This is a genomic window from Leptospira semungkisensis, from assembly GCF_004770055.1.
Lineage (GTDB): Bacteria > Spirochaetota > Leptospiria > Leptospirales > Leptospiraceae > Leptospira_B > Leptospira_B semungkisensis.
The window spans coordinates 54,678-78,735 of sequence record NZ_RQEP01000016.1; the positions used below are offsets into that span (position 1 = coordinate 54,678).

A 24,058-nucleotide genomic window follows, 5' to 3' on the forward strand; every position below is an offset into this window, starting at 1 on the left:
ATTGGAATCCAGAATCGCGAAGGGCCATCTCTTCGACGTATATCATGCAGAGGATACTGTATATCTTTGGCTAAAGGACGAAGAAGGAAGGCCACTTCTCTTCTTAGATAAATTTTATCCTATCATTTATGCCAAGGGAGAAGAGGCACTACTGAGCAAATTAGTAAAACGTCTCTATGAGCTGGATGCAGTCTCCATCTCCGAACCTCCTCGATACGAAAGAAGAAAACTATTTTACGAAAATGAGATAGTCCCGGTCTTAAGGATAGTTATCTCCCGCCCCTCCGTTCTGCCCAGGATCAGCCGCAAGCTATATGCCTTGTACGGCAAATTCGATATCTATCATTCAGACATGGACCTTCCTACTAGTTATATGTTCCAGAAAGGGCTCTTTCCTCTTTGCGAAATGGAGATCGAATACACAGAAGATCCGGGAGGAAGAAGGATCGTCAATGTTAGATCCGATGATTCTCCCGAGATCATGGATTATAAAATACCAGAACTCAAGACCATGTATTTGGAATTAAAGAAAAGCCATAGGATCTGTCTCGAATCCAATCCTCTGGTTATTCGAACCAAAACAGACTATCACGAACTACTGTGCAAGGACCCGAGAGATTTATTAGAGAAACTAGATATTCTTCTTAAGATGGAAGATCCAGATATCATTCTTTCCAGACATGGGGACCAAGTAATCTTTCCTTATCTGTTTTCCCAAGCCCAGAGGATTGGTTTTCTTCCCGCATTGGATCGAGATAGATCCACTCCCATCCGCAGACATATAACGACCAAGGGCACTAGCTATTTCACCTACGGAAATATCGTATTTCGGGCACCTTCTTATCCTCTATTCGGAAGATGGCATATAGATTCCAAAAATAGCTTCGTATATAAGGAAGCCGATCTCCTAGGAATAGTTGAACTCGCAAGACTCTCCAGGCTCCCGATGCAAAAAATGGCCAGAGCATCCACCGGCAAGGCACTCACCTATATAGAAATGGATGTGGCCTTAAGAAGAGGCTATCTAGTCCCTTGGCAAAAAAGTGCGGTAGAGGCTCCAAAGACAGCTCTCCAACTTTTAGAAGCGGATAAGGGAGGACTCGTTTTTCAACCCAATATTTCAGAGGGCAAGACTGCGGAGAATGTGGCCCAATTGGATTTTGCCCAAATGTATCCAAGTATCATGGCAAATCACAATATTTCTCCTGAATGTGTAAATTGCATGTGCTGCGGCCCGGATTCGGACGTGAATATAGTTCCAGATATAGGATATCGTATATGCAAAAAACGTAAAGGGATTGTCTCGGAAGCTCTCGAGCATGTGCTAAAGAGAAGGGCTCATTACAAACAACAATCCAAGATCACCTCGGGAGAAGTATTAGAAGCGTACAATGCAAAGCAAGCCAGCTTGAAATGGATGCTTGTAACTTCCTTCGGATATCTTGGATATAGAAACGCTAAATTCGGAAGATTGGAAAGTCATGAAAGCGTGAACGCATTCGGTAGAGAGAAGCTTCTGCTTGCAAAAGAAACCGCAGAGAACTACGGATACGAATTCGTACATGCGATCACGGATAGTATCTTTATCAAAAAACCAGGTTCTACTCCCTTCTCCGATGAGGAATTAAATAAGCTCTGCGAAGAAATACATAAAAAAACGGATATAAAAATGGAAGTAGATGGGATTTACACCTGGCTACTATTTCCTCCTTCCAGCCAAGACAGAGAAATGCCTGTCGCCAATAGATATATGGGAAGATTTCAATCCGGCAAACTGAAATGCAGAGGTATAGGAGCCAGAAGAAAGGATCTTCCCTATTTTGTGCGAAGGGTTCAAGAGGAAATGTTGGAATGGATGAGAGGCAAGGTTACGATTCGGGATTTGCAGGAAGCAGAAAGCGAGATACTTACCATTTATCACAAATACGATTCCATGTTGAGAAGAGGAGAAGTCCCACCGGAAGAACTTCTCTTGCTCAAATCCAGTTCCAAGGAATTGGAAGAATACGAAGTCATGGGCGCAACTGCACTATCTATGATGAAACTGAAAGATATGGGAATGGACGTGCAGGCAGGAGAGAAGCTTAAATATATAGTGCTCAACAGAAAGGCAAAGAATGCAGACAGAAGATATATGCCTGAGGAAGAATTGCAGCTCCATCCAGAAAGAGTGAAGAAAGGAATAGATCTAGAATATTATAGAGAGCTTTTAGTCTCAGTCTTTCGGGAAATCTGGTTGGAGTTCGCTTCTTTTAAAGATTTCGATGCATTGATCGATCCACAAGGAAGATTTGATTTCTAAAACTTAAAGAGCTCCCTTGCTCATTAATTCTAAATTTTTAATATACCTTTCTCTTTCTCCCGGGTTAGCCGACTTACTCTTAAATTCCAAGCCCATAAGAAGATGGTTGTCCTCGTCTTTTCCCCACCACTTGATGATCCCGGAAACGGTCAAAGGCGCCTGCATCTTGAATAAAACATCGAATACGAACTCTTCTTGTTTAGGCAGAGTTTCCACCAAATTCGGATCATGGATCTTGACCTTGATCCCTTGAGCGGATGCATCCAGAACCGTGAATCTTTCAGTCGTCTTGATCGTATTGGACTCCTTAATCCTATCCACTACTTCCTTAGAAAGCCTTCCCAGTTCAGCGAAATATTCAGGGGTGAGCTTCTTGTCCCTACTTTGGATCCAAATATAACCGATCGGTATCAATTCATCCGCGTGATTCTTATAGATGATGGGACGGATCAACTCGGATACGATTTTCTGATCCTTGAACTTACGGATCGCAGCGGTGACATCATCATCTATTTCCTTGGAATAGTTTAGTCGATCCGGTTCTAGGGAAGAATAGCAAGCAGGGTCTTGAGTATCTTCTATCAATAATGATTTTCGAGTACGTTTCGCGAGCTCAAACTTTCGGTCCAAACCAGGCTTGAACGCATCGATCACTATAGAATCCTGACTATTCTTTTTGAGACGGTTCTTATAGTCTTCGAAATTGACTTTCACCAAGGTAGGAATACTGAACATATTCGCATCTATTACAGTCTTGGAAGAAACGATATTGGTTACGAAAGTCTTTCCGTTCGGAACAAGAACTCTCATGGCTTCCCTACTCTTCTTAGCAATCGCGAGTTTATCTACCTTGAATAGATACAGATCCTTTTCGATTTTCTGAAGAAGCAAACAATCCAGTTCGATATATTTTGCCAGGATCTTGAAGAAGGAAAGATTCTTTTCGGAAGCCTCATCCAATCCGTCTACAATCCGAACAACGATCCTTTCTTCATCACTCATGTATTTCTTGATAACCGCTTTCTTTTCGAAAGGAGTAATCTTGAATGTCAATTCCTGCTCCAGCAGGTATTTCGTAATGACGTGGTTTTTCTGTTCCTTAGCAGCGATATAGTCCAAAGCCCTTGAATTCTTTTCGAAATATTGCATAACTCGTCGATGTCGTTTAATAACAGAAGAAATTTATATTGAAATAACTGACTCACAGTTTGCGCAAAGAATGTCTTTCGTTTTTGTTTCTTTGCGGGAAAATTCCGAGTTTTATAGAAAAAAATTTCTTACAACTTGTAATGTGATAAAACAGGATCGAATTTGGCAAATCCCCGAAACGAGGGAGCCGCAGAACATAGACCGTAAGTCGCTTATTCCTTTCGGAATAGATTCGACTGACTTCAAAGAGGACGACTGCCTTCTATTCCAAGAGAATAAGGATTTGGGGAACTTTCTATTTTAAATTGGCAATATAATCGTTTAGATCGGCACTCATCTTGGCTGAACCTGCCTCGAATACGATCGACGGATTTGTTCGAACTACAGGGCTAAACATACCTAAACAAGTTAGACTCCCTATTCCACACTCCTTAGGGTTCGGAGGGATCCAGAGAGCTCTCCATACTGAATAATCGTTATCGTATTCGAATTCTTTCAGTAAGTTTAGATTTTTATCATATATTCTGACTAACGTATTCGCTTCGTACGCTTCGTAAGAAGGAAGTATACCTATAGTGACTACGCTCAATAGGCTGGAAAAAACACTTAGAAATCCGTACGCAGCATTTCTAGGCTTCTCAAAAACCGGAGAATGCAAGCCCACTATATAATAATCATAAGGAAGATTTCTGAGGGAATACGAGTATCCTTCGGGACCCTTGGCGATCTCTAAAAACTTCTCTAACTCTTTGATCCCAGTAGGACCGGTAACACTTAAATAAGAACGTGCAAATCCCATTACCTTCTCCTGAGAAATATCCTTTCTCAGGCCATTCGGTTTATTTTCTCCAGGGATCGGGTAACTTCCTCCAATCGGCTCCCTTAAAGTGCGGGAATCTTGTTCAGCTACAGCCTCGAATTCCACTTTTCCTTCGGGATTCTTGTGCTTAGTCGACTTGAATGTATTAAAACCGATATAAGCGATCTTGAATTTCTTGGTAATCTTCTGAGAGGACTGAGGTCCCGCTTCTAATTTGTTTAAGGAATAACGGGAGGCACAGGAGTTTAAGGCCAAAATTGCAAGAAGTAGAAACAGGATCCGGATCTTCATGTTGGCCTATAATTTAAGAACTCGACCTTTTGTTTGACTACCATAAAAAAAATCCCCCGACGAGGAAAACCTCGAAGGGGGTTCTTGAATCTATTGAAACGGATAAAATAACTTTGCTTTCTTACTTCTTCAGCTCGGGAGCAAGGTCTGCCAAAGGAACTTTGTCCTTAGGTAGATTTTTATACGCGTCGAATTCGTGTCCATTAGCAGACGTGGTTTTTGCACCTGGCTCCACTTTGTCTGGATCCTTATAATTATAATGGTCTCTATCTTCCTTATCGAAGAAAGGTTTGTAGTCGCTGCGGTATGCCCACTTGAACACAGAGTTTGCAGGATCTTGTCCAACTACCAAGCAAGTAGGATTGATCCATCCTTCATTCTTTTCGGTCTTAACTCGAACAAGGTTCTTAGCAACATAGTAATGGTTTCTGTAATCGTAAACCTTGACTACAGTTCCTATAGCAACTTTTTCGATAACCACAGGGCTAACTAAATCGTCGGAAACAATGGCAACTTTAGGATCGATCACCCCTTTTTCCAAAGTAGGACAATTGATATTGCCCACGACTTGAGCGGTATTGGAGCAAGCCCCCGCAAAGAGGCTTAGCATTCCCAGGATCGTTATGTTTAATATTACTTTTTTCATGATCCTTTCCTTATTGGTGATGGTGAAGGCAGTCTTCCAATCTTGGATCGCCCACTGGAATCAGTGGAGCCTTCTCCAGTCTTTTCAGAACTACGAATCCAAAGAGCCCGATCACTCCAACAGTTGCTCCCAAAGATACTAAGTATCCTCCGAAAGAGAAGTCTACGAAGTTAGAAGGATAAACCAGCCAGAAGATCTCAGTCACTTGAGTGAAGATGATCCAAAAAGCAACTTTCACCAAGAAATCGATGTTTCTTTTGTTCGGACGATTTAACAAAACGAGGAATGGAACTACGAACTTAATCAAAGGAAGAAGAAGGGTCAGATATTCCCATCCTCCAGTCAGCCTTTGCTCGTAGAAGAAAGTTTCTTCCGGAATGTTAGCATACCAAATGAGCATGAACTGAGAGAAACCTACGTAAGCCCAGAAAACGGTGAAACCGAGCATGAACTTTCCTAAGTCATGGATATGGTTTTCGTTTACTAGATTTCCGAGATATCCTTTCTTCTTGAGGTAATAAGACATGACCACTAAGGAAGAAAGTCCTGCTTGGTAAGCTCCCGCGAAGCAATACACTCCGAACATGGTGGAGAACCAGTGAGGAGTCAAAGACATGATAAGCTCGATGGAGATCAAAGAGAAGGAAAGCGCAAAGACTACGATATATCCACCCGCTAATTTAGCGCTGAACTGAGTATGCTTTACATCCTTATCGCTGTCCTGAGCAACCGATCTCTTATAGAAAATGAATCCGAATCCGGACCAAACCACGCTAAGAACCACGATTATCACGCTAAAGAAACCTATATTCAAAAGAGGTTTCTTATGTTGAAGAAGATGATCTTCCGCTACCGCTTCTGCATGAGACCACTCGTATAGATCATGGGCTCCTAAGATCAAAGCAAGAAGAAGGATTCCAGCAACAGGTACGAAAGTTCCATAAGCTTCAGAAATTCTTCTGAGAGTAACAGGCCAATGAGCGCCAGTAATATGACCCAAGGAAGTGAAAAAGATACCTGCTAAGGAAATTCCCAAGATAAAGAAAGTTCCCACCAGATACGCGGACCAAGCCGGGTTAGAATGCCCGCCTTCGTGACGCAGATTTTCATGTCCAAGACCGAATGCGGCAATTCCCAAACTCGCTAAGCCTACAAGGATCATTCCCACCAGAGCGTTTCTGGTTTTGGAATCGAGCTTAAAGTTGATGAGGTTTTGTTCTACCTTAACTTCCATTATTTTGTAGCCGTTCCCTTATTGGTCTTGTTGTCGTATTCTTGTAATTTACGAACATATAATATGATTTTCCAACGATCCTCAGGAGTAACTTGAGAAGCATAGCTGTTCATCCTTCCCTTACCCTCAGTGATGATATGGTAGATCTGTCCGTCGGAGTATCCTTTTGCAGTCGCAGAAGTCAAAGCCGCCATAGGAGATCCGTCCGCCTGAATCGCATTTAAGCGAGGCGCAGGACCTACAACAGGACCGTTTCCTTGTCCTCTTACACCATGGCAAGGGCTGCAATAAGTTTGGTATTTATCTTCTCCGCGTTTCAGAGTAGCCAGATCCGCTTTGACAGGATTCGCCAAACCTCTGTTAGGAAGTTGGTCCAAACCTTTGTCCCAGTTCTTATATTCGTAAGGATAATATCCTACCGGAACCGCTCCGACTGGAGGCAGACGAACCGATTGGTTATTCGGGAAATGCGCATCCGCTTCTTGTGCCTCTCTCGCGATCGAGTCCGCCATGTCCGGCATGTACTCCATAGGAGGGGTCTTAGACTCGCAGTTCCAAAGAAGGACAGCTGCGAGAGAAAGAGCAGAAATTCTTTTCAGTGAAATCATCAATCTCTCCTATTTCACCGTCTCGACGTGTTTAGAGCCGAGGCCTTTGATAAAATCAGTCACGCCACTTTCGGAATAGTTCGCAGAGTTGGAAGGGATCCAAAGAGCGAATTTGTCTGTAGTGATGTCCGGATGTAAAACCTTACGGCCAGTTTTTGGCAGCTTGGTTAGAATGAACATGGCAACTGCGGTAGAAACCCCGGCCATGAACACAGTAAATTCGAAAGTAATCGGAATATACGCGAACCAAGCGTTGAAGCTTTTTCCGGAGATATTCAAAGGCCAATCGTATTTATGAGTTAGATACTGCATGCCGAAACCAGCAACGCATCCAAAGATCCCCATGAAGAAGGTGACCCAAGGCAATCCGGAACGAGCAAGTCCCATTGCATCATCCAAACCGTGAACCGGATATGGAGTAAAACAATCGAAGTTGGTATAACCCTTCTCCTTTGTTTTCTGTGCAGCGTTTATGATCTCTGCAGGAGAATCGAATAAACCGAATACTCCATGCTCAGTCTCTTGGAATGTGTGAAACTGTTCTTTCTTTGGAGAATAATACATTAGTGATGACCTCCGTCTTTATGAGGCATTACTGTCTTCACTTCCGCGATCGCGATTACAGGAAGTAATCTACAGAACAGAAGGAATAGTGTGAAGAAGATACCGAAGGTTCCGAGTAACATCATGAAGTCGTAAACCGTCGGAACGTATACGTCCCAGCTGGAAGGTAGGAAGTCTCTGTGAAGCGTCATTACGATCACGAAACGTTCGAACCACATTCCAATGTTAACGATGATGGAAACTACGAACATTACAGGGATATTATTTCTGAGTTTTTTGGACCAGAAGACCTGAGGTGCAAACACGTTACAGCTGAACATGATGAAGTAAGCCCAACCGTAAGGACCGAATGCACGGTTTACGAAAGTGAATCCTTCGTATTCGTTACCTGAATACCAAGCCATGAAGAACTCAGTAGAGTAAGCGAGACCTACGATCAAACCGGTAACCATGATCACCTTGTTCATGTTTTCCAGGTGTTTCATTGTGATATAGTCTTTGAGTTGGAAGACTTCTCTTGCGATCACCATCAGAGTTACCACCATCGCGAATCCGGAGAAGATCGCTCCAGCAACGAAGTAAGGTGGGAAGATGGTAGTATGCCAACCAGGAACAATCGAAACTGCGAAGTCGAAGGATACGATCGTGTGCACTGAAAGCACCAGAGGAGTAGAAAGAGCTGCAAGAATCATCGCAACTGTTTCTAAGTGGGACCAAGCTTTGTTGGAACCTACCCAACCGAAGGAAAGAATATCGTAAACAGCTCTACGAACCTTGCCGGTAGCACGGTCGCGAACTGCTGCGATATCCGGAATGAGTCCGATGTACCAGAACACCAAAGAGATGGTCAAGTAGGTAGATACCGCGAACGTATCCCAGATCAGAGGAGATCTAAAGTTTACCCAAAGAGGTCCTCTTTCATTCGGATAAGGAAATAACCAGTAACCCATCCAAGGACGTCCGATGTGGATGATCAAGGTGGATGCTGCGGTTAATACTGCGAAGATGGTCATCGCTTCTGCGGCACGGTTAATACCGGTTCTCCACTCTTGGCGGAACAGATAAAGAACCGCAGAGATCAGAGTTCCAGCGTGACCGATACCGATCCAGAACACGAAGTTAACGATGAAGAATCCCCAACCTACAGGATTATTAATCCCGAGGATATAAAGACCTTCGTAAACCAGGTATCCGATGATACCCAGATCGATTACGGTAATGGTAAGCGCGAGTAAGAATGCTTTCCACCATAAGGAAGTGGGGAACGCCTCTACCGGCTTAAGGATATCCACCGTCACGTCACGAACGGATTTACCTCCGGTGACCAGGGGCTGGATATCCAGGGCTTCTTTGATTGCGTTAGGTATAGACATAGCGCTTCGTTATACTCCGGATTAAATCTTGGCTCTGACCCTGGTCAAGTAAGCGACCGAAGGACCGACGTTTAGGTATTCGAGTAAGCGATAGGATCTTGGACCGCTGCTGAGTTTAGCAACTTCGGATTCTTTATCATTGATGTTTCCGAAGCTGATTGCATCAGCTGCACAGCTTTGCTGACAAGCAGTCTTGAGTTCGCCATCTTTCAGAGTGCGACCCTCATTCTTAGCTTGGATCTTTTTCTCCGCAATACGAGAAGAACAGAAGGTACATTTTTCCATGACCCCGCGGCCACGAACTGTAACTTCAGGGTTCAGTCCCAGATATCTTGGAGCCTTTCCGCCTTTTTGGGCACCGGTCTCGTTATACCAATGTTGAGCCCAGTTATAGCGACGAACTTTGTAAGGACAGTTGTTGGAACAGTATCTGGTTCCCACACAACGGTTGTACACCATATCGTTCGTTCCTTCCGAGCCGTGAACAGTTGCAGCAACAGGGCAAACAGTCTCGCAAGGAGCGTTTTCGCAATGTTGACACATCACCGGTTGGTGAGCGATCTGCATATCCTCAGGCTTCTCAGGGTCACCGATATAGTAACGGTCGATACGGATCCAATGCATCTCGCGACCCACTCGGACCTCGTCTCTTCCTACTACAGGAATATTGTTCTCCACTTGGCAAGCGATCACGCAAGAAGCGCAACCGGTGCAAGCGGTAAGGTCTATGCTCATTCCCCAGCGATAGCCAGGATATTCGTGAACCGGGTTGGCTCCGACAGCATATACCATCTGACCGTTCTTCTTGATCTTAGGAATTTCGGACTCTTTAACACCTGCAGCCGGATCCTTACGATACTCATCGATCGTAGTGGATTGAATGAGAGGTCTCTCTTCGTAACCGAAGCCTGGAGACATCATGTGGTGGTGCTGGGTGCAAGCGAGCTTATAAGTCTTACCGGTCTTCTCGATAGAAGATACGCTAATGCCTGAATATACTCCGTTTTCGGCTAACGCGTAAGCGTTCTTACCGACTCCGTTTGCAATCGTTCCGGCAGCAGTTCTACCGTAACCGATCGCGATTCCGATCGCATCCTTATGCATTCCTGGCTGGACTTGAGCAGGCAATTCAATGGATTGTTTCGCGGTTTTCAGAACCACAACGTCGTTGGACTGAATCCCCTTCTCTTTTGCAAGAGCAGGAGAAAGAAGAACGTAGTTGTCCCAGGTAACCTTGGTTACTGGATCCGGAAGCTCTTGGAGAAGAGAGTTGTTTGCAGCTCTACCGTCTCCGATGGAGATCTTTTCATACAGAGCAAGTTTCAAGCCTTGAGAAGAAGAAGCTAACTTCTTGATCGCTCCGCGGTTGAAACCTCTTCCGGCGCCTGGAGTTTTCTTACGGTTTTCCGCAGAAACTGTAGTTCCGGCTCTGAGAAGATCTTCCCACTTCTGCTTGGAACCAAGTTTTTTGGTCCAAGAGTTCTTTACGTATTCGTAAAATACTTTCTCTCCGCCGAGACTTCCGCCAGCAAAAGCGATTAAGCTGTCCTCGAAAGAACGAGTGTTGAATAGAGGACGAATCGCAGGCTGTTGGATGGAGAAAATACCCTTAGTTACTTCTGCATCACCCCAAGACTCTAAGAAATGAGTCGTAGAAGCGAGATAGTTAGAAGCGAGTGCAGTCTCATCAGCTCTGTCAGACAGGCTAACAACCAGGGCAGCTCTATGCAGAAGATCTTTCCAATGTTCGCCACCTTGGTATACCAAGTTGGTGTCATAGAGGAATAGAACTCCTACTTTCGTTTGTTTTAATGCTTCAGTAAGTTTGCCGAGGTTACCGGAATAATCAGCGAGTCCTTCTTTCTTAGGATTAGCATGATCTACAGTCTTACCGTCGTTCTCCAGAGCAGAGTTCAGGAAGTTCACGAGAACTTGCAAGTCTACCGCATCTGCAGTATTCGCGGAAACACCACCGGCAACTACAAGGGATTTGCCCTTGTTTTCCCAGAGAGCTTTTGCAACTTTCTTAATATTGTCCGCAGCTAATCCTAATTCGGAAGAGAGGCTCGCAAGAGTTGCGTTTCCAAGAACGTCTTTAGTGTTTGCGCCAAGCTCAGAAAGAGCAGCAGCGATTGCTAAAGCGAATTTGGATTGGTCACCAGGACGGATCGGAAGTCTCAAGTCCGCGTTAGAACCGGACATAGTAGGAATAGATTCCGCAGCTGCGAAGAAGTTTACATCTTTCGCTCCGCTTCTCAGGTTCCTTCTCTTAGAGAAATCCTTTTGGTGTTCTTCTGGAGAAAGCCAAGATCCCATGAAATCGCAATCAATGGAAAGAATGGCATTCGCAAGATCGAAATGATAATTCGGAATTAAGGCTCTTCCGTAAGAAGCTGCCTGTCCTTTGGAAACCACTTCTTCTGCAGAAGTAAGAGAGATCTCATAGTGCTCTCCACCACCTACTGCTTTCAAGAAGTCTCCGATCACGGACTTAGTTGCAGGAGAATCCAAAGGCTTAGTAACGATTACAGTCTTGCCTTTGTTCTTGGACAATGCCTCTTGGACTTTTGCGTCCAGGTTGGCCCAAGTAGTCTTCTCCGCTTTTCCGCCGGAAACGGTCGCAGGATCCTGAGCTCTATCCGGATCATAAAGATCGAAGATAGCCGCTTGTCCTTGAGCGCCTAATGCACCTTGAGAAACAGGGTGATTGTCGTTTCCTTCTAATTTAAGAGGACGACCGTCTTTCGCTTTTACGAGAATTCCCGTGCCGTTGTAAACGGTAGCGTAATGATACGATAGGCCATGCTTGACGAAATCGAAAGTTCCTTCGTCAGTCTTTAGGTCGACGTAAGGAACGATTTTCTCTACCGGTTTACGAACGCAATTGAGGGAAGTCATTGCGACTCCCGCTCCCATCAATTTCAGGAATGTCTTACGATCGAATTCTCCCGATTTGATTCTTGCGATGATTGGATCCGGAGAGGTGAAAAATTCAGAGCGTTGGAGTTCCTTCGTTTCTTTTTCGTTATCACGAAGTTCGAAGGAGAGCCAGTGCGCTTTCTTTTCTTTCTGGAAGTTCTTATTATCCATCTGTTATGCTTTCTCCTGATTATCTGTGACAGGTGGAACAGTCGGTCGGAGCGTTGTTCTCTCGGTGACAGTTCACACAATAACCCATATTCAGGGATGCGACCTGCTTGACCTTGACCATTTCGGCGACATTGCCATGGCATTGAGAACAATCTACGCCTCTTGATATGTGTCGAGAGTGGTTGAACTGAACATGATCCGGAAGGTCGTGGATCTTAACCCACTCGATCGGCTTCTTGTTCGTGTAACTCTCGGTCAAGAATTTGATATCCGGACTGTTTCTAGCAACAAGAGAGTGACAGTTCATACAAGTAGATGTGTTCGGAACCGTTGCGTGCGCGCTGGTTTCTACACCCGTGTGACAGTAACGACAGTCTAACTTGTTATCACCTGCGTGAATCTTGTGATTAAAGGGTATAGGCTGATCCGGAGAGTAGCCTACATATTTGGAGGGAGAAAAAATCAGGTAAGCCACTGCTGCAATAGCAATAAGCGGAACCGAAAGTTTCAAAGCTTTCTTATTCATTCGTGAAAAGTCCCGTGGGTTCCAAAATAAGGTTTGGAACAAGGATTTTGGCTTAGGTTAAAATTGCAAGTAAACGCTCAAAAACGCGCTCGCTTTGGCGATTCTCTTGCATTTTTCGTTGAGACTTAGTATCAACTAAATCGAATATACGCTGTATCTATTTATAAACTTCTGAATTAGGAAGCACCAAGAGAAGAAACGTGAATCCAAGTATATAAACGTAGAACGATCGTTCTTCGAAGGTAAAAAAACAAGTGAATCTATTTTCTATTTTGAGTGGAGGAAGGATCCAAAAACTCGGATCTTACTCATTAATGCGTCTTTTTATCAGACTTTGCCTCGCTTTTTCCTTCGCTTTCCTAGTAACAATTTCCACTATCGCGAAGAGTTCCAAGAAAGAACTCAAGCTGACTAGCTTTAATTCTCTCTTTTTGTATGATGAAATCGGAGATAAAAATAAAATCCCGAAGAACAGAAAGAAGAGAAATGCAACCGACTTCGATGCACTCCGAAAAACACTATTGAAAGAAGACCCAGATATAATAGGCTTCCAAGAAATAGAGAACGAGGCGGCACTTAGGAATATTATAATATCTGAATATGATTGCAAGGCTACGATCACTCCCGGTTATTCCCAAGAAGTCGGGCTTTGTTGGAAGAAGAGTCTGGGACAGCCTGAACTAAAAGAGGTACCCGAGCTCTCCCTTCGTCCGGGATTGAGAAAAGGATTATTGGGAGAATTCAAATTTGATTCCGGGAAACTATCCGTTTTAGTTGTACATCTGAAAGCCGGACATTCCTCCAAGGACAAGCAAGAGAGAAGAAACCAAATCACAGTTCTCAGAGAAATATTGCCCAAATTAGGAGATTTCGCATTACTCGGGGACTTTAACGAAAACCTAGGGAGAAATCATTCTCTCTGGAATGTGCTCCAAGGGAATCTCCGCCTCAAATCTGCAAATTATAAGATGCAATCCGACTGCTGGCAGCACAAAGAAGGATTCATAGATTACTTAATTACAAATTTAGAATGGAAGAAGGGAAGCTTTGTACAGACCAAGTTTCCTTCTGATGATGGGAATTTTGACGGGCATCCCCTCTCGGAGGAAGGTCTATCCGATCATTGTCCGGTGAGTGCAAGTTTGATTGTACGAGAGGATTAACTGTTCTGGAGAGTATGGGTTTTGGTAGCCCCCACCCTCTTTGGGTGGGGGCCGGAGCGGAGCGGTGGAGTTCCCTCCGTAACACAAAATCGCAATCAGGTCAAGTCGAGAAATTGGGCAGGATATTTGTGGGAACTCTTACAAATTCCTCTCTTCGCTCTTCGGATCGAGTTCGGCTCCTTTTACTCGCTTACAGATTTTAGATCCCGGAAGCCCGAAGGAGTTTTCGTGAAAATATACTTGGTTCAAATAAATCTGTCCGCTCTTTCTCCAGATCTTTCGACCAATTGCTCTTCCCTCTTTGAATTTTCCGAAAGTGTATAGTTCTCCGCTAGAATACCATTCCCAGCTTTCCCCATCGAATTGATCGTTCTTAAACTCATAATGGAATCTACGTTTGCCGTTTTCATGCCAGCCTTTATGAGTTCCTTCTTTCTTTCCCTTGGAATAGGTTCGTTCAGAAGCTGTCCTTCCATCCGGATAAATGTCCGTTTCTAGACCGTCCCTTAGTCCATTCACATATTGCGTTTTTCGTACAACGTCGACTGGCTCCAAATAGGCGTCCAAAGTTCCTGTGAATTTTTCTCCCTTATACAATACGTATTTTCCGGAGCGAGCTATATTCTGGTTTCCCTCTTCTACTACGAGTTGGTCCGAACAAAATACATTTAAAAAACATAATACGATTAGGATCAGAATAAAATATGCAGACTTCATTTGCTTTCGTTCTCTGAAAATTTCATCCCAAAAGAAGGATCCCGATCCGTCGCTTTCTTCTCTTCAAGAATTTCCTTACGTAAGACGCTTATATCTCTAACGAGTTCCTGCATGGACGCGTCCATTCTTCCGCTGTATACTCCTCGTATTCGTCTTTTAGTATCGAGCAAGTATACGTTCTCCGAATGAAGAAAATCCTTAGAGGAAAGCTTCTCTTCCTCGGGAGCATCTTGGGCGGAATACGTATCTGCGTTTAACGATCTTCTCGCGAGAGAATAGATCTGCCCTCGATCTCCGGTAATCAATTTCCATCTTTTGTAATGGATATTTTGTTTCTTAGCATATACTGACAAAAGCTCTGGAGTATCTGCATCCGGTGTCACGGAGAAGGAAAGAATGGTCACATCATCCTGATCCAAAGTTGCCTTTTGCACGATCTTCAATTTATTCGTAAGAACCGGACAGATCCCTTGGCATCCCGTAAAAAAGAAGGACACGATGGAAATCTTTCCGTCCAGATTCTTTCCCCCGAACTGAGAACCGGTCTGATCTCGAAAAGAAAACTCTTCGAGACTTCTGGCCTTGCTCTGATCCTTTCGATCCCAATCCGGTCTCATGTCTTTTCCAAGAAAGAAAGGAAGTCTCTCCGTTCTGTAACTTGCAAAATCCGTAATATCCTTCGGATACTCTTCGGAAATCTTCTCCTCCTTACATAGAAGAAGAAAGAAACTTAGACCAACGATTGCTAATCCTGTTCTCATCCTTGTATCTTTTCTCATGTGATTCAGTAGGTAACTGAACCTTTCGCACCGCGGAAATAAAGTCCGAATACGTAAGCCGAATCGTAAGAGGCATTCTGCACATAATAGCAATACCCTGCGCTCGGATTCTCCGTAGGAGCACAGGTCGCAGTATTCGTATTCGAATCCAAACTTGGATAGGAACTACTTTGATTCTTTTTCCCATACACTGGATATCCATCCAAAGCGATACCGATCAAAGCCTCTTCACTCGATTGTGCATTTTTAGTACCGGTAATCGGCCAAGGATCCGTATGCCAGTGATACATTCCTTTTGAATCGGGATGACCATTCTGAAAATCCATCGTAGCATATTCCGTAGCGAGCACATCCCCTGGAGCCGCTTGGTTGTTATAAAATACCACTCCCCAGACACTGACTCCGACAGGGCCGTACGGAGTACTTTGAGGGCTCGATTCGTAAGTGACTGTGGCCGGGATCTTGAAGACTACACTTTGGGACTTAATTTGATTCGGATTTGCGAAATGGTTCTCCGTATTATTTACACTGGTTCCATAGCAACAAGTCCCGCTATTCGTTGAGGCTGGAAAATTGCTCGATGCGTAGCTAGTAGAAGAACTGGAATAATAACCTGACTTGAAAGGAGGAAGGTCGCTCGTTTCAAAAACGATATCGGTGCCACAAGTATAGATCGTCATGCAATGGAAATTATTTTGGACCCAAGTAGGAACATCGGAAGCAATCTTAGTAGCACAAGAAGATCCGTCGCTGACAGTTTCGCTGGTATTTACTGCAAAGGTAGAAGGCTCCGGACAAGAGTCTTCACTTCCGCTACTAGCTAAAAGTACGGCTGATGCCGCCGAATCATCTGAGCTGCCACTCGAACAATTCCAGAAAACGGAACTGAGGCCTAAGGCAAGGATCAAAATAATAAATTTCTGGTTCACAATCTCTCCTCTGAAGATCAATCGACGTTAAATTTTACGAATTTTATCGGATCAAAGCCCATTTACATCGAAAGGAAACGCAAAAGGATCCTAGAGACTCCAAAACTCGTTATGGAAACGATTCTACGAAACTTTTTATTGAGATTCGACCGACCCAATCGGCTCGAACTCAAATTTCACCGATATCTCAGGCGATTTCTGAAATTTCTTCTAGGAATTGAGAAGGAGTCTTTCCTACAATCTTCTTGAAAGAAGTGTTAAACGTGGATTTGGAGTTAAATCCATACTCAAGTGCTAAGCGAAGTATATTCGGCTTCTCTTCCGAAGAGGATTGAAGAGCAGTCATCACATCCTTAACCCTGTATTCATTCACAAAATTATAAAAGTTCGTCTTCAAGTTTTCGTTCAGGATCTGAGTAATATAAAATCTTGGAATGCCTGTGCCTTCTGAAAGAGTATCTATCGAAAACTCGGACTCCTTATAAGGCTTATGATCCTTCATATAATCACGTATCTTGCGCAGATACTCTGGGATCTTATCTTCTCTTAAGCCTGATTTTTCGTATTTCTTTCGATCTTCGTCCTGGTCACTTGGATCTTCTGGCTCAGGTTTCTTCCCCTTAAATAGATCCAGCTCTCTATGAGTGTACACGACTGTCTGTCTTACTCCAAACCAACAGAAGAATACCGAAAACGCGAGAACTCCTGCTCCTCTTACAATGCGAGGATTATAATTTTCGGGAGGAATATCCGAGATTTGCATCCATTCCAAAAACCAATGAATACAAGTGGAGATCATAAACAGCACTAGGACCCAATACATCCATCGTAAATCCTTAATGCTGTCTATATTAGAGAAATGGTCTTTCAATCTCTTTCTATGACGGTCCAGGATCAGAAAGATCCAAATAGAATACACTGTCATGGATAAAGATAAGAAGGCTCCGACTGGATGAAATCCTCTCTCTAGCCTTCTCCATTCGCCTGGCGGAGGAGGAGGAAATTCTTCCTGCCCTTCTTTGAAAAAATTCACCGCAAACAGCATTTCCAAAATCACAAAAGGAAGAAAATGCAGTAGATCCCACTTTCGGAATGAATTTCCTTCTTCTGTTAGATTTCGTATATAGATCAACAATAAGGGACCGTAAGTATAAGGAAAGATCGTGGAGAATTGAAGGAACTCCAGATCCCAATCCCAACGATGCAGCAATAGATGACCTAAATGAGGAAAGGCCAGACATATTGCAAAAACTGCATAAATGGAATCGAATCCATATCTGGGCCTTTTAGTAAATATCAGAAAACTGGAGAAAATGCAGATGGTAAGAGTAATGATCGGGATCGCCGGAACCATCGAAGGATGCATTGGCATTTAGACGAGAAAAAGAGGGAAAAGCAGTCCCAGGCAATCCTGGGACCAAAACCAAACCAGGCTCATAAATAGCCTACTTAAGAATTCGGTGGGTTTGCAAAATTTCCTTTATACTTTTTTGCCGCTTGCTTGGAAAAAATTTACAAGAAGCCGGAAAAGCAAAAGATTACTCTCCGTTAAAGCCTCGCGTCAACGATAGATTTTCCTTTTAGCTGGCTCTGGCTTTATTCGGGTTTTGGAATAGAAGGCAGATCCTTCATTCCAGATTTGAATCGGATCTTTCCGAAGTACACCTTCGAAGTCAAAGAATCCCTCTTGGACTTGAGAAAGAAACCAAGCTCAGGAGTAGCCACCTTGTAGCTAGGATACTCTGCAAAAATATCCAGTTCCACTCGATTGGAGGTAAACCGATCAAAATGAGGAAGGAATTTCTCCGAGATTAGGATCATTCTTTCCTCATCCTTGCGAAGTGCCTCGAAAAGCACCTCAGGATCGAATAACGTGCGAGTCAGTCTTTTCGAATAGAATGCATACGATCTCTTGGACGCAGGAATTCCAAACATCAAAAACTTCTCTTGCTTAGGTTCAGCCTCTTGGATTAATTCTCCAATTTCCTTTGAAGGTTGATAAGAAACGAGAAGAGGATACGCAAACACGCTCACTAAAGTAAAGAAGAAGGAAACGGACACGACTAGAGTCCCAAGCAAACGATCCGATTGCAAATAAATCCAAACAAAGAATCCCAATGCCAAATATACTAGGACCCAAGCATAGAAACCATAACCCACATCCAAGACGAACACAGGGAATAAAAGCCCAGTCAGAATGAAACCGAAAGAAGTCAGATAGATGAATGATTTTGCTATCTTAGAAGATAGATCTTTCGCATTTTCTAATATACGAAGAAAGAAACCGGAACCTACGATCGCTCCTGCAGGCAAACACCAATAAATGTACTGAGGCAATTGGTATTTTGAAAAACTGATCAGGAATAAAAATAAGAAGAGCCAGAATGCAGGAACAAAATCCTTTTCTTTCCATTCGTTGGATCTGATCCCGGAAACCAGACGAATCGACTTATCCTTATAGAATTGATAAATCTGTCGGATCACAAGAGCGATAAAAGGAAGAATGAAAACCCCGAATGCCCAGGAGAAATTGGAATAGAAGAAGAAAGGATCGAACTTCTGATCGTACATCTTGATATAGAAACGACCGAAGGATTGTACCCATAAGAAGAAGTAAGGACCGTACGTATTGAATTCCAAATACAATGGAATGGACCATAAAAAAGGTGGGAGAAGAGCTAATATCGCTCCCGGAAAGATTTTAATCTCCAGCAATCTCTTCCAATCCCTGCGGAAAAGAATATCTCCACCTATCCCGATCCCAGGGATCACAACCGCAATCGGCCCCTTGGTAATAAACCCGAGCCCCATAGCCAAGTACATTGCGTAGTAATACGCTGGGTTCTTCTTCGTGCCTAAATAATAAAAAGCGAATACAAGAACAATGTATGGAGTCACATACACATCTATCTTAGGATCCACCACCATTGCGTACAATCCAGGAGAAAGTGCGTACAACAAGACCGCTATCCATGCCCTCTTGGAATTTCCAGAATGCAATTTCGTAATCGCAAACACTCCCCAGAGAGAAACAAGTGTCATCAAGATTGCAGGCAAACGGAAGGCATAATTATTCTGACCGAATAAAGTAAAAGAAGAAGAGATCTTCCAGAAAGTCAGAATTGGTTTATCCAAATATCTTCGACCGTTGTCCCGAATAAAGAACCAATCTCCGTTATTTGTCATCTCCCGAGAGATCTCAGCATACTGAGAGGAATCGATATCTATTACATCCAAAGGAAAGGTCAAAAATAAGGGGAGCACCGCAATCGCCAAAAGGATCCAAACGGAATATTTCACGAAAGCGTTCGTCTTCTCTTCTTGTACTAAATTCATTTTTTATAATACTCCTAAGTGTAAAAGACGGATCGACTCAATCCATCAGGCCCGAGTCCAAAAGACAACGGGTAAATCCCACACAGGTTTTTTCTGCCTCATAGCAAGGCATAGCAAAGCTTTGCTCCCTAAGGCAGCCCGATTCGCATTCCATTGCGAAGAAGTTTTTCTGGCCCTGATCTGCCTTGCCCGGGAACTGCTTCTCTACACAAGAAACATAGAAGCCGCAGATTTCCTGGCATTTCTGTTGGTGGGGATTTTTACAGGAAGATGTTCCGAATAGAATAAGAACGAAAAAGAATAGAACAGGAATTAAGGAGAGCCTCATTCCAACTAAGATACGGAAAGCGGATCCAGGGTCAACTTTTTGCGGCGAGCATTCCGCAGGCCCCGTTGATATCTTTTCCAGGGGACCTTCTGTTCAAGATAGGGACTCCTGCAGGTTCTAAAAGTCTCAGGAACTCGTCTACCTCTTCGCGAGTCGGTCTTCTCCAGCCAAAGAACTCAGTATTCAAAGGGATTACATTGATTTTGCAGTCCATTCTTCTTGCGATCTTAACCAATTTCTTGGCATCCTCCGGACTCATATTCACTCCGGGGATCATTACATATTCGAAGGTAATCCTTCGCTTCATTGCCTTGGTATAGTCCACGGCAGCATCCAATAACTCAGGCAAAGAGAACTTCTCTTCGATGTCCATGATCTCTTTACGGCCATTCGGATCAGGATGATTGAGAGAAATCGCAAGATTATAAGGCTCTCGATTTTCAATAAATCTACGAATACCGTTCACAACGCCAGAAGTAGAGATAGTGATCCGTTTTGCTCCCAGACCCACAGCGTCAGAATCATGTAGAAGTTTAGCAGCACGCATAACGTTAAAATAATTATGCATGGGCTCCCCCATTCCCATAAAGACAATATTCGTGGCCTTATCTCCAACGATCCTTTCTACTTGGAGAACCTGATCAATAATCTCCCCTGCTTTCAGATTCCCTTGGTAAGGCAACTTAGCAGTGGCACAGAATCTACAATTTAAAGTACAACCCACTTGAGAAGAAATGCATATCGTCTTTCTTCCTCCATCACCGGAAGGGATCCAAACGGATTCAAATTCCTTTCCGCTTCCGGAAACGGATTCGAAAGTGAATTTTTGAGTCCCATCTACGGACTTGAGATGCTTTGCAACCTTGAGAGGAGATAGAGAGAACTTCTCTTCTAATTTGTTCTTAAGATCCTTGCCGATCGTTGTGAATTCATCCCAGCTTTCGTAACGATTTGCATAAAGACCGTTATAGATCTGCTTGGCGCGGAAGGGTTTTTCGCCCAGGCCATGTATGAGCTCTGTCAATTCTTCCAGAGTATGACCCTTGATGGGAGTCTTACCCGATCTAGCAGACTCTGCTTCGACGATCTCGTTCATAAGAAAAATAGAATACTTATGATCCTATTGGACCACAGAATTCGAATTAGAATGCTCCGCGATGACTTTTCCATCTTCTAAGATCATGCGGATCAAGCGAGTCATCTCCACGGAGTATTCTACGTTCAGATGTTTGGTTACACCTTCGCAAAAGCCATTGATGATCAGAAGCTTCGCATCGTCTTCGGAAAGACCTCTGGATTGAAGATAAAAGAGTTGGTCCTCATCAATGCGAGAAACTGTCGCCTCGTAATTCAAGGAACCGTTCTGACCGCTTACATCGTTATAAGGATATGCATGAGATTGAGAGCGATCGTCCATCATAAGACCGTCGCATTTCACATGGCTGTATGCGTTAGAAGAACCGGTAGTAAACTTGACGAGTCCTCTGTAAGAGTTGATTCCTCCGTCGAGAGAAACTCCCTTCGCAAGAATATTACTGCGAGTGTTTTTTCCTACGTGAATGATACGAGCGCCTGTGTCTTGGATCTGACCGGAACCGGCAAACGCTAAGGAAAGAATATCACCTGTAGAGTTATCTCCTTGCAGAATGATACCAGGATACTTGATCGTGTTTGCTCCGATATTCACATCTGTCCAAGTGATATGAGCCGCTTCATGACAAAGACCGCGCTTCACTGTCCAGTTGTACATATTCTTTTTCCAGTTCTGTATGGTAGTATAGAATATCTTGGAATTCTTATGTGCGACTAACTCAACAACAGCAGTGTGAAAGTTCGTGCCCTTGTCTTGTACCGAAGAACAACCTTCCGAGTATTCTAACTCGGCCCCATCTTCTGCAATTAATAGAGTTCTTTCGTATTGGCCAGAAGAAGCTGCGCTCACCTTAAAGTAAGCTTGCAAAGGCATAGGAGTCTTGACTCCTTTCGGAACAAACGCAAAGGAACCGCCCGAGAACACGCTTGAATTCAGTGCAGAGAATTTATTGTCTCCGATAGAAACCACTGTTCCTAAATACTTTCTTACGATATCCGGATATTCCCGAATCGCAGTATCTATATCACAGAAGATAATCCCAAGATCCGTGAGTTCTTTTTTCACGTTAGCGTAAACTGTCTCGGAATCTTCCATGGCTTCGATCCCTGCCAGATACTTTCTTTCGTGCTCCGGAATACCGAGCCTCTCGAAACTTTTTAATACTTCGGGGTCAACTTCGTCCCAGGACTTCTTCTTCTTATGATTTGCACCTATATAATGCACATATTCATCTATATCTACTTGGAAGTTCGGAAAGAATCCCCAAGTAGGCATCGGCTTACTTTCATAAACCTGAAAGGCTTCTAAACGAAACTCAGTCAGCCAACCGGGCTCGTTCTTGATATGAGAGATGGACTCGACTACTTTACGAGTGAGCCCCTTAGGAAAATTATCCGCACGATAATATTTGTCTTCGTCACTTATGATTTCGAGTGCTTGTGCCATGAGAATTCCCCCATATCTTAGACTTCAACCCGAAGGATTGCAACCTTTTCCATTCAAGGAATGGAGAGATACAGTATCAATGACCAGATTTTAGAAGAGGGTCCTCTTGGACCAGGAGAAATTCGGGGAGAAGAAGAGAGAAGAATCCGGTCCTTGGACCGGATTCCATGAGTTAAGGATTAGTTTACCGCAGAGAAGTATTCTTTGGACTTTTCTGGGTCCGCTTTCATGGTTTTCTTTCCTTCGTCCCAGTTTGCAGGGCAAACTTCGCCGTGTTTTTCCACGTATTGGAAAGCTTTTACCAAACGGATCGCTTCATCGATATTTCTTCCTACAGGAAGATCGTTGATGGTGGATTGACGGATCACACCTGCAGGGTCGATCACGAAAGTTCCACGAAGAGCAACTCCACCTTCTGTCAAAACACCATAGTCTCTAGCGATAGACTTGGTTATATCCGCAATCAAAGGATACTTGATGTCTCCCAGACCGCCTTGTTTGCGAGGAGTGTTTTTCCAAGCAAGGTGAGTGAATGCGCTGTCAACGGAAACTCCCAGAACTTCCGCTCCGAGTTTCTTGAATTCGTCTAGTTTCGCATCGTATTCGATAATTTCCGTCGGACAAACGAAAGTAAAATCCAAAGGCCAGAAGAAGAGAACGACCCACTTTCCCTTATAATCGGAAAGTTTGATTTCCTTGATTTGCTGGCCGATTACGGCTTCCGCTTTGAAATCCGGCGCGAGTGAAGTAACTTGAGGCATTGAGATAATCTCCTATTTAGAATCATTCTAAATTTAGACATTCGGGAAGGGAAGCAGTTTTTCTTTTTTTGAATCTCCAGAAATTCCCCAAACCGATCCTTTCTGCCAAATTTTCAGGCCGGTTTTCGTCCTCAATTGCCTATATTTTAGAGAGCGTGCATTGCCAGGAGGGAATGCTTGCTAAATTCCCTAGTTAGGAAAAACGTCCCCTTAATGATATATTACAGAAATCTAAAGAATTTGGTCCTTCGATCTACATTCTTACTTCTATCAATCTTCCTCATCCATTGCCATTCGGGCGAAGTGATGCTCATGAATGAAAATAATACGGAAAGAGAGGTCATAACCCGGGCCAGCGGAGAAGCTTGCGGCTCAAAGATTCTCTCCGTTCCAGGAGCAATGATCTTGGACTTCATTCCGATCCGATTCAATAGCAGAATGGAAAGAGCATTGCAAAACGCGATCCTAAGCGTTCCCGGCGCGAAAGGGATCAAGAACGTAACTGTAGAAGAAACCTGGTATTATTGGCTCTTAGGCCATACCAGATGCGTAATCATAACGGGAGATGTAGTGAAATGAAAAAGGCCTGTTTACTATTTATTATTTTGCTTTCGGTCCAATGTAGCTCCGGCCCGATCTCACTTACGTTGCCAAATACAAGAACGGAAAAACCTGCGAATGGAAAAGAAGTAGTAATTTCCGAAAGTAGCTGCGGCTATCATTTGCTCGATTTTATTCCCACCTCTTCGAATACCACATTGTATTATGCGATGAGGGCCTTGCAAGTTAAGACGATGGATAAATACGTTGCAAAGATCACTCTAGAACAGGACTGGTATCACGGATTGATCGGAACTTTTCTTTGCAGTACTGTGAACGCGACGGTCATCGAATAGTTCCCAC

22 protein-coding genes are annotated in these 24,058 nt (G+C 43.7%); 4 read left to right on the forward strand and 18 right to left on the reverse strand.

Annotated features, from left to right (window positions below):
- The first annotated feature begins 1 nt into the window (after window position 1).
- The gene (locus EHO59_RS11255; RefSeq protein WP_135588029.1) at window positions 2-2,302 is read left to right on the forward strand and encodes a DNA polymerase domain-containing protein; all 2,301 of its coding nucleotides are present in this window, start codon (window positions 2-4) and stop codon (window positions 2,300-2,302) included.
- A gap of 3 nt (window positions 2,303-2,305) precedes the next feature.
- On the opposite strand, the gene EHO59_RS11260 is transcribed toward EHO59_RS11255, so the two are convergent.
- From EHO59_RS11260 to EHO59_RS11300, 9 genes are all read right to left on the reverse strand, one after another.
- On the reverse strand, window positions 2,306-3,451 hold the full coding sequence (locus EHO59_RS11260; RefSeq protein ID WP_135588031.1) for a DUF1577 domain-containing protein: 1,146 nt from the start codon (window positions 3,449-3,451) through the stop codon (window positions 2,306-2,308).
- 295 nt (window positions 3,452-3,746) lie between these two features.
- The gene (locus EHO59_RS11265) at window positions 3,747-4,562 is read right to left on the reverse strand and encodes an Lp29 family lipoprotein (RefSeq protein WP_246052858.1); all 816 of its coding nucleotides are present in this window, start codon (window positions 4,560-4,562) and stop codon (window positions 3,747-3,749) included.
- A 121-nt stretch (window positions 4,563-4,683) separates the two neighbouring features.
- Window positions 4,684-5,208, reverse strand: a complete 525-nt coding sequence (locus EHO59_RS11270; protein WP_135588033.1) for an Lsa16 family lipoprotein adhesin — start codon at window positions 5,206-5,208, stop codon at window positions 4,684-4,686.
- Window positions 5,209-5,218: 10 nt separating this feature from the next.
- Entirely contained in the window at window positions 5,219-6,442 is a 1,224-nt protein-coding gene (locus tag EHO59_RS11275) for a hypothetical protein (RefSeq protein ID WP_135588035.1), read from the reverse strand.
- Window positions 6,442-7,050 (reverse strand): c-type cytochrome, encoded by a 609-nt coding sequence (locus EHO59_RS11280; RefSeq protein WP_135588037.1) that lies wholly within the window; start codon window positions 7,048-7,050, stop codon window positions 6,442-6,444. Before EHO59_RS11280 ends, EHO59_RS11275 begins: the two co-directional genes overlap by 1 nt.
- A 9-nt stretch (window positions 7,051-7,059) precedes the next feature.
- A complete protein-coding gene (locus EHO59_RS11285; RefSeq protein ID WP_135588039.1) occupies window positions 7,060-7,614 on the reverse strand; it encodes a DUF3341 domain-containing protein in 555 nt (184 codons plus the stop codon).
- On the reverse strand, window positions 7,614-8,981 hold the full coding sequence (nrfD, locus tag EHO59_RS11290; RefSeq protein WP_135588103.1) for an NrfD/PsrC family molybdoenzyme membrane anchor subunit: 1,368 nt from the start codon (window positions 8,979-8,981) through the stop codon (window positions 7,614-7,616). The genes EHO59_RS11285 and nrfD overlap by 1 nt, the downstream gene beginning before the upstream one ends.
- 27 nt (window positions 8,982-9,008) lie before the next feature.
- Window positions 9,009-12,077: a TAT-variant-translocated molybdopterin oxidoreductase gene (locus EHO59_RS11295; protein ID WP_135588041.1), complete on the reverse strand. Its 3,069-nt coding sequence runs from the start codon at window positions 12,075-12,077 to the stop codon at window positions 9,009-9,011.
- Window positions 12,078-12,096: 19 nt separating this feature from the next.
- Entirely contained in the window at window positions 12,097-12,603 is a 507-nt protein-coding gene (locus EHO59_RS11300; RefSeq protein WP_135588043.1) for a cytochrome c3 family protein, read from the reverse strand.
- 254 nt (window positions 12,604-12,857) lie between these two features.
- Here EHO59_RS11300 and EHO59_RS11305 point away from each other — a divergent pair, with 254 nt between their 5' ends.
- A complete protein-coding gene (locus EHO59_RS11305; protein WP_246052860.1) occupies window positions 12,858-13,766 on the forward strand; it encodes an endonuclease/exonuclease/phosphatase family protein in 909 nt (302 codons plus the stop codon).
- Window positions 13,767-13,904: 138 nt separating this feature from the next.
- Here EHO59_RS11305 and EHO59_RS11310 read toward each other — a convergent pair whose 3' ends face one another.
- The 9 genes from EHO59_RS11310 to EHO59_RS11350 all read right to left on the reverse strand — a co-directional run bounded on the left by EHO59_RS11310 (window position 13,905) and on the right by EHO59_RS11350 (window position 23,155).
- Window positions 13,905-14,483, reverse strand: coding sequence for a toxin-antitoxin system YwqK family antitoxin (locus tag EHO59_RS11310; protein ID WP_135588045.1), 579 nt, complete (start codon window positions 14,481-14,483; stop codon window positions 13,905-13,907).
- Window positions 14,480-15,244 (reverse strand): SCO family protein, encoded by a 765-nt coding sequence (locus EHO59_RS11315; protein WP_167882107.1) that lies wholly within the window; start codon window positions 15,242-15,244, stop codon window positions 14,480-14,482. Before EHO59_RS11315 ends, EHO59_RS11310 begins: the two co-directional genes overlap by 4 nt.
- Before the next feature lie 23 nt (window positions 15,245-15,267).
- Window positions 15,268-16,191: a YHYH protein gene (locus EHO59_RS11320; RefSeq protein WP_135588049.1), complete on the reverse strand. Its 924-nt coding sequence runs from the start codon at window positions 16,189-16,191 to the stop codon at window positions 15,268-15,270.
- Between the two features lie 187 nt (window positions 16,192-16,378).
- Complete coding sequence (locus tag EHO59_RS11325) at window positions 16,379-17,557, reverse strand: helix-turn-helix domain-containing protein (RefSeq protein WP_246052862.1); 1,179 nt, start codon at window positions 17,555-17,557, stop codon at window positions 16,379-16,381.
- 230 nt (window positions 17,558-17,787) lie between these two features.
- Window positions 17,788-19,527, reverse strand: coding sequence for an ArnT family glycosyltransferase (locus EHO59_RS11330; RefSeq protein ID WP_135588051.1), 1,740 nt, complete (start codon window positions 19,525-19,527; stop codon window positions 17,788-17,790).
- Between the two features lie 37 nt (window positions 19,528-19,564).
- A complete protein-coding gene (locus EHO59_RS11335; RefSeq protein WP_135588053.1) occupies window positions 19,565-19,855 on the reverse strand; it encodes a Cys-rich protein in 291 nt (96 codons plus the stop codon).
- Between the two features lie 31 nt (window positions 19,856-19,886).
- Entirely contained in the window at window positions 19,887-20,951 is a 1,065-nt protein-coding gene (rlmN, locus tag EHO59_RS11340) for a dual-specificity RNA methyltransferase RlmN (RefSeq protein ID WP_135588055.1), read from the reverse strand.
- A gap of 24 nt (window positions 20,952-20,975) precedes the next feature.
- On the reverse strand, window positions 20,976-22,394 hold the full coding sequence (gene sufB, locus EHO59_RS11345) for a Fe-S cluster assembly protein SufB (RefSeq protein ID WP_135588057.1): 1,419 nt from the start codon (window positions 22,392-22,394) through the stop codon (window positions 20,976-20,978).
- A 179-nt stretch (window positions 22,395-22,573) separates the two neighbouring features.
- A complete protein-coding gene (locus tag EHO59_RS11350) occupies window positions 22,574-23,155 on the reverse strand; it encodes a peroxiredoxin (RefSeq protein WP_135588059.1) in 582 nt (193 codons plus the stop codon).
- Window positions 23,156-23,368: 213 nt separating this feature from the next.
- On the opposite strand from EHO59_RS11350, the gene EHO59_RS11355 reads away from it, so the two are divergent.
- Both EHO59_RS11355 and EHO59_RS11360 read left to right on the forward strand, forming a co-directional pair.
- Window positions 23,369-23,734 carry a hypothetical protein gene (locus tag EHO59_RS11355; protein ID WP_167882108.1) on the forward strand — a complete coding sequence of 122 codons (366 nt, stop codon included), beginning with the start codon at window positions 23,369-23,371 and terminating at the stop codon, window positions 23,732-23,734.
- Window positions 23,731-24,051: a hypothetical protein gene (locus EHO59_RS11360; protein WP_135588063.1), complete on the forward strand. Its 321-nt coding sequence runs from the start codon at window positions 23,731-23,733 to the stop codon at window positions 24,049-24,051. The genes EHO59_RS11355 and EHO59_RS11360 overlap by 4 nt, the downstream gene beginning before the upstream one ends.
- Window positions 24,052-24,058 lie beyond the last annotated feature (7 nt).

What these genes read in the sequence shown, in the direction of transcription:
- EHO59_RS11260 (WP_135588031.1), bottom strand. Translation starts at nt 3,451, where the DNA reads ATGCAATATTTCGAAAAGAATTCAAGGGCTTTGGACTATATCGCTGCT.
- EHO59_RS11265 (WP_246052858.1), bottom strand. Translation starts at nt 4,562, where the DNA reads ATGAAGATCCGGATCCTGTTTCTACTTCTTGCAATTTTGGCCTTAAAC.
- EHO59_RS11270 (WP_135588033.1), bottom strand. Translation starts at nt 5,208, where the DNA reads ATGAAAAAAGTAATATTAAACATAACGATCCTGGGAATGCTAAGCCTC.
- EHO59_RS11275 (WP_135588035.1), bottom strand. Translation starts at nt 6,442, where the DNA reads ATGGAAGTTAAGGTAGAACAAAACCTCATCAACTTTAAGCTCGATTCC.
- EHO59_RS11280 (WP_135588037.1), bottom strand. Translation starts at nt 7,050, where the DNA reads ATGATTTCACTGAAAAGAATTTCTGCTCTTTCTCTCGCAGCTGTCCTT.
- EHO59_RS11285 (WP_135588039.1), bottom strand. Translation starts at nt 7,614, where the DNA reads ATGTATTATTCTCCAAAGAAAGAACAGTTTCACACATTCCAAGAGACT.
- EHO59_RS11295 (WP_135588041.1), bottom strand. Translation starts at nt 12,077, where the DNA reads ATGGATAATAAGAACTTCCAGAAAGAAAAGAAAGCGCACTGGCTCTCC.
- EHO59_RS11300 (WP_135588043.1), bottom strand. Translation starts at nt 12,603, where the DNA reads ATGAATAAGAAAGCTTTGAAACTTTCGGTTCCGCTTATTGCTATTGCA.
- EHO59_RS11310 (WP_135588045.1), bottom strand. Translation starts at nt 14,483, where the DNA reads ATGAAGTCTGCATATTTTATTCTGATCCTAATCGTATTATGTTTTTTA.
- EHO59_RS11315 (WP_167882107.1), bottom strand. Translation starts at nt 15,244, where the DNA reads ATGAGAACAGGATTAGCAATCGTTGGTCTAAGTTTCTTTCTTCTTCTA.
- EHO59_RS11325 (WP_246052862.1), bottom strand. Translation starts at nt 17,557, where the DNA reads ATGCATCCTTCGATGGTTCCGGCGATCCCGATCATTACTCTTACCATC.
- EHO59_RS11330 (WP_135588051.1), bottom strand. Translation starts at nt 19,527, where the DNA reads ATGAATTTAGTACAAGAAGAGAAGACGAACGCTTTCGTGAAATATTCC.
- EHO59_RS11335 (WP_135588053.1), bottom strand. Translation starts at nt 19,855, where the DNA reads ATGAGGCTCTCCTTAATTCCTGTTCTATTCTTTTTCGTTCTTATTCTA.
- rlmN (WP_135588055.1), bottom strand. Translation starts at nt 20,951, where the DNA reads ATGAACGAGATCGTCGAAGCAGAGTCTGCTAGATCGGGTAAGACTCCC.
- sufB (WP_135588057.1), bottom strand. Translation starts at nt 22,394, where the DNA reads ATGGCACAAGCACTCGAAATCATAAGTGACGAAGACAAATATTATCGT.
- EHO59_RS11350 (WP_135588059.1), bottom strand. Translation starts at nt 23,155, where the DNA reads ATGCCTCAAGTTACTTCACTCGCGCCGGATTTCAAAGCGGAAGCCGTA.
- EHO59_RS11355 (WP_167882108.1), top strand. Translation starts at nt 23,369, where the DNA reads ATGATATATTACAGAAATCTAAAGAATTTGGTCCTTCGATCTACATTC.
- EHO59_RS11360 (WP_135588063.1), top strand. Translation starts at nt 23,731, where the DNA reads ATGAAAAAGGCCTGTTTACTATTTATTATTTTGCTTTCGGTCCAATGT.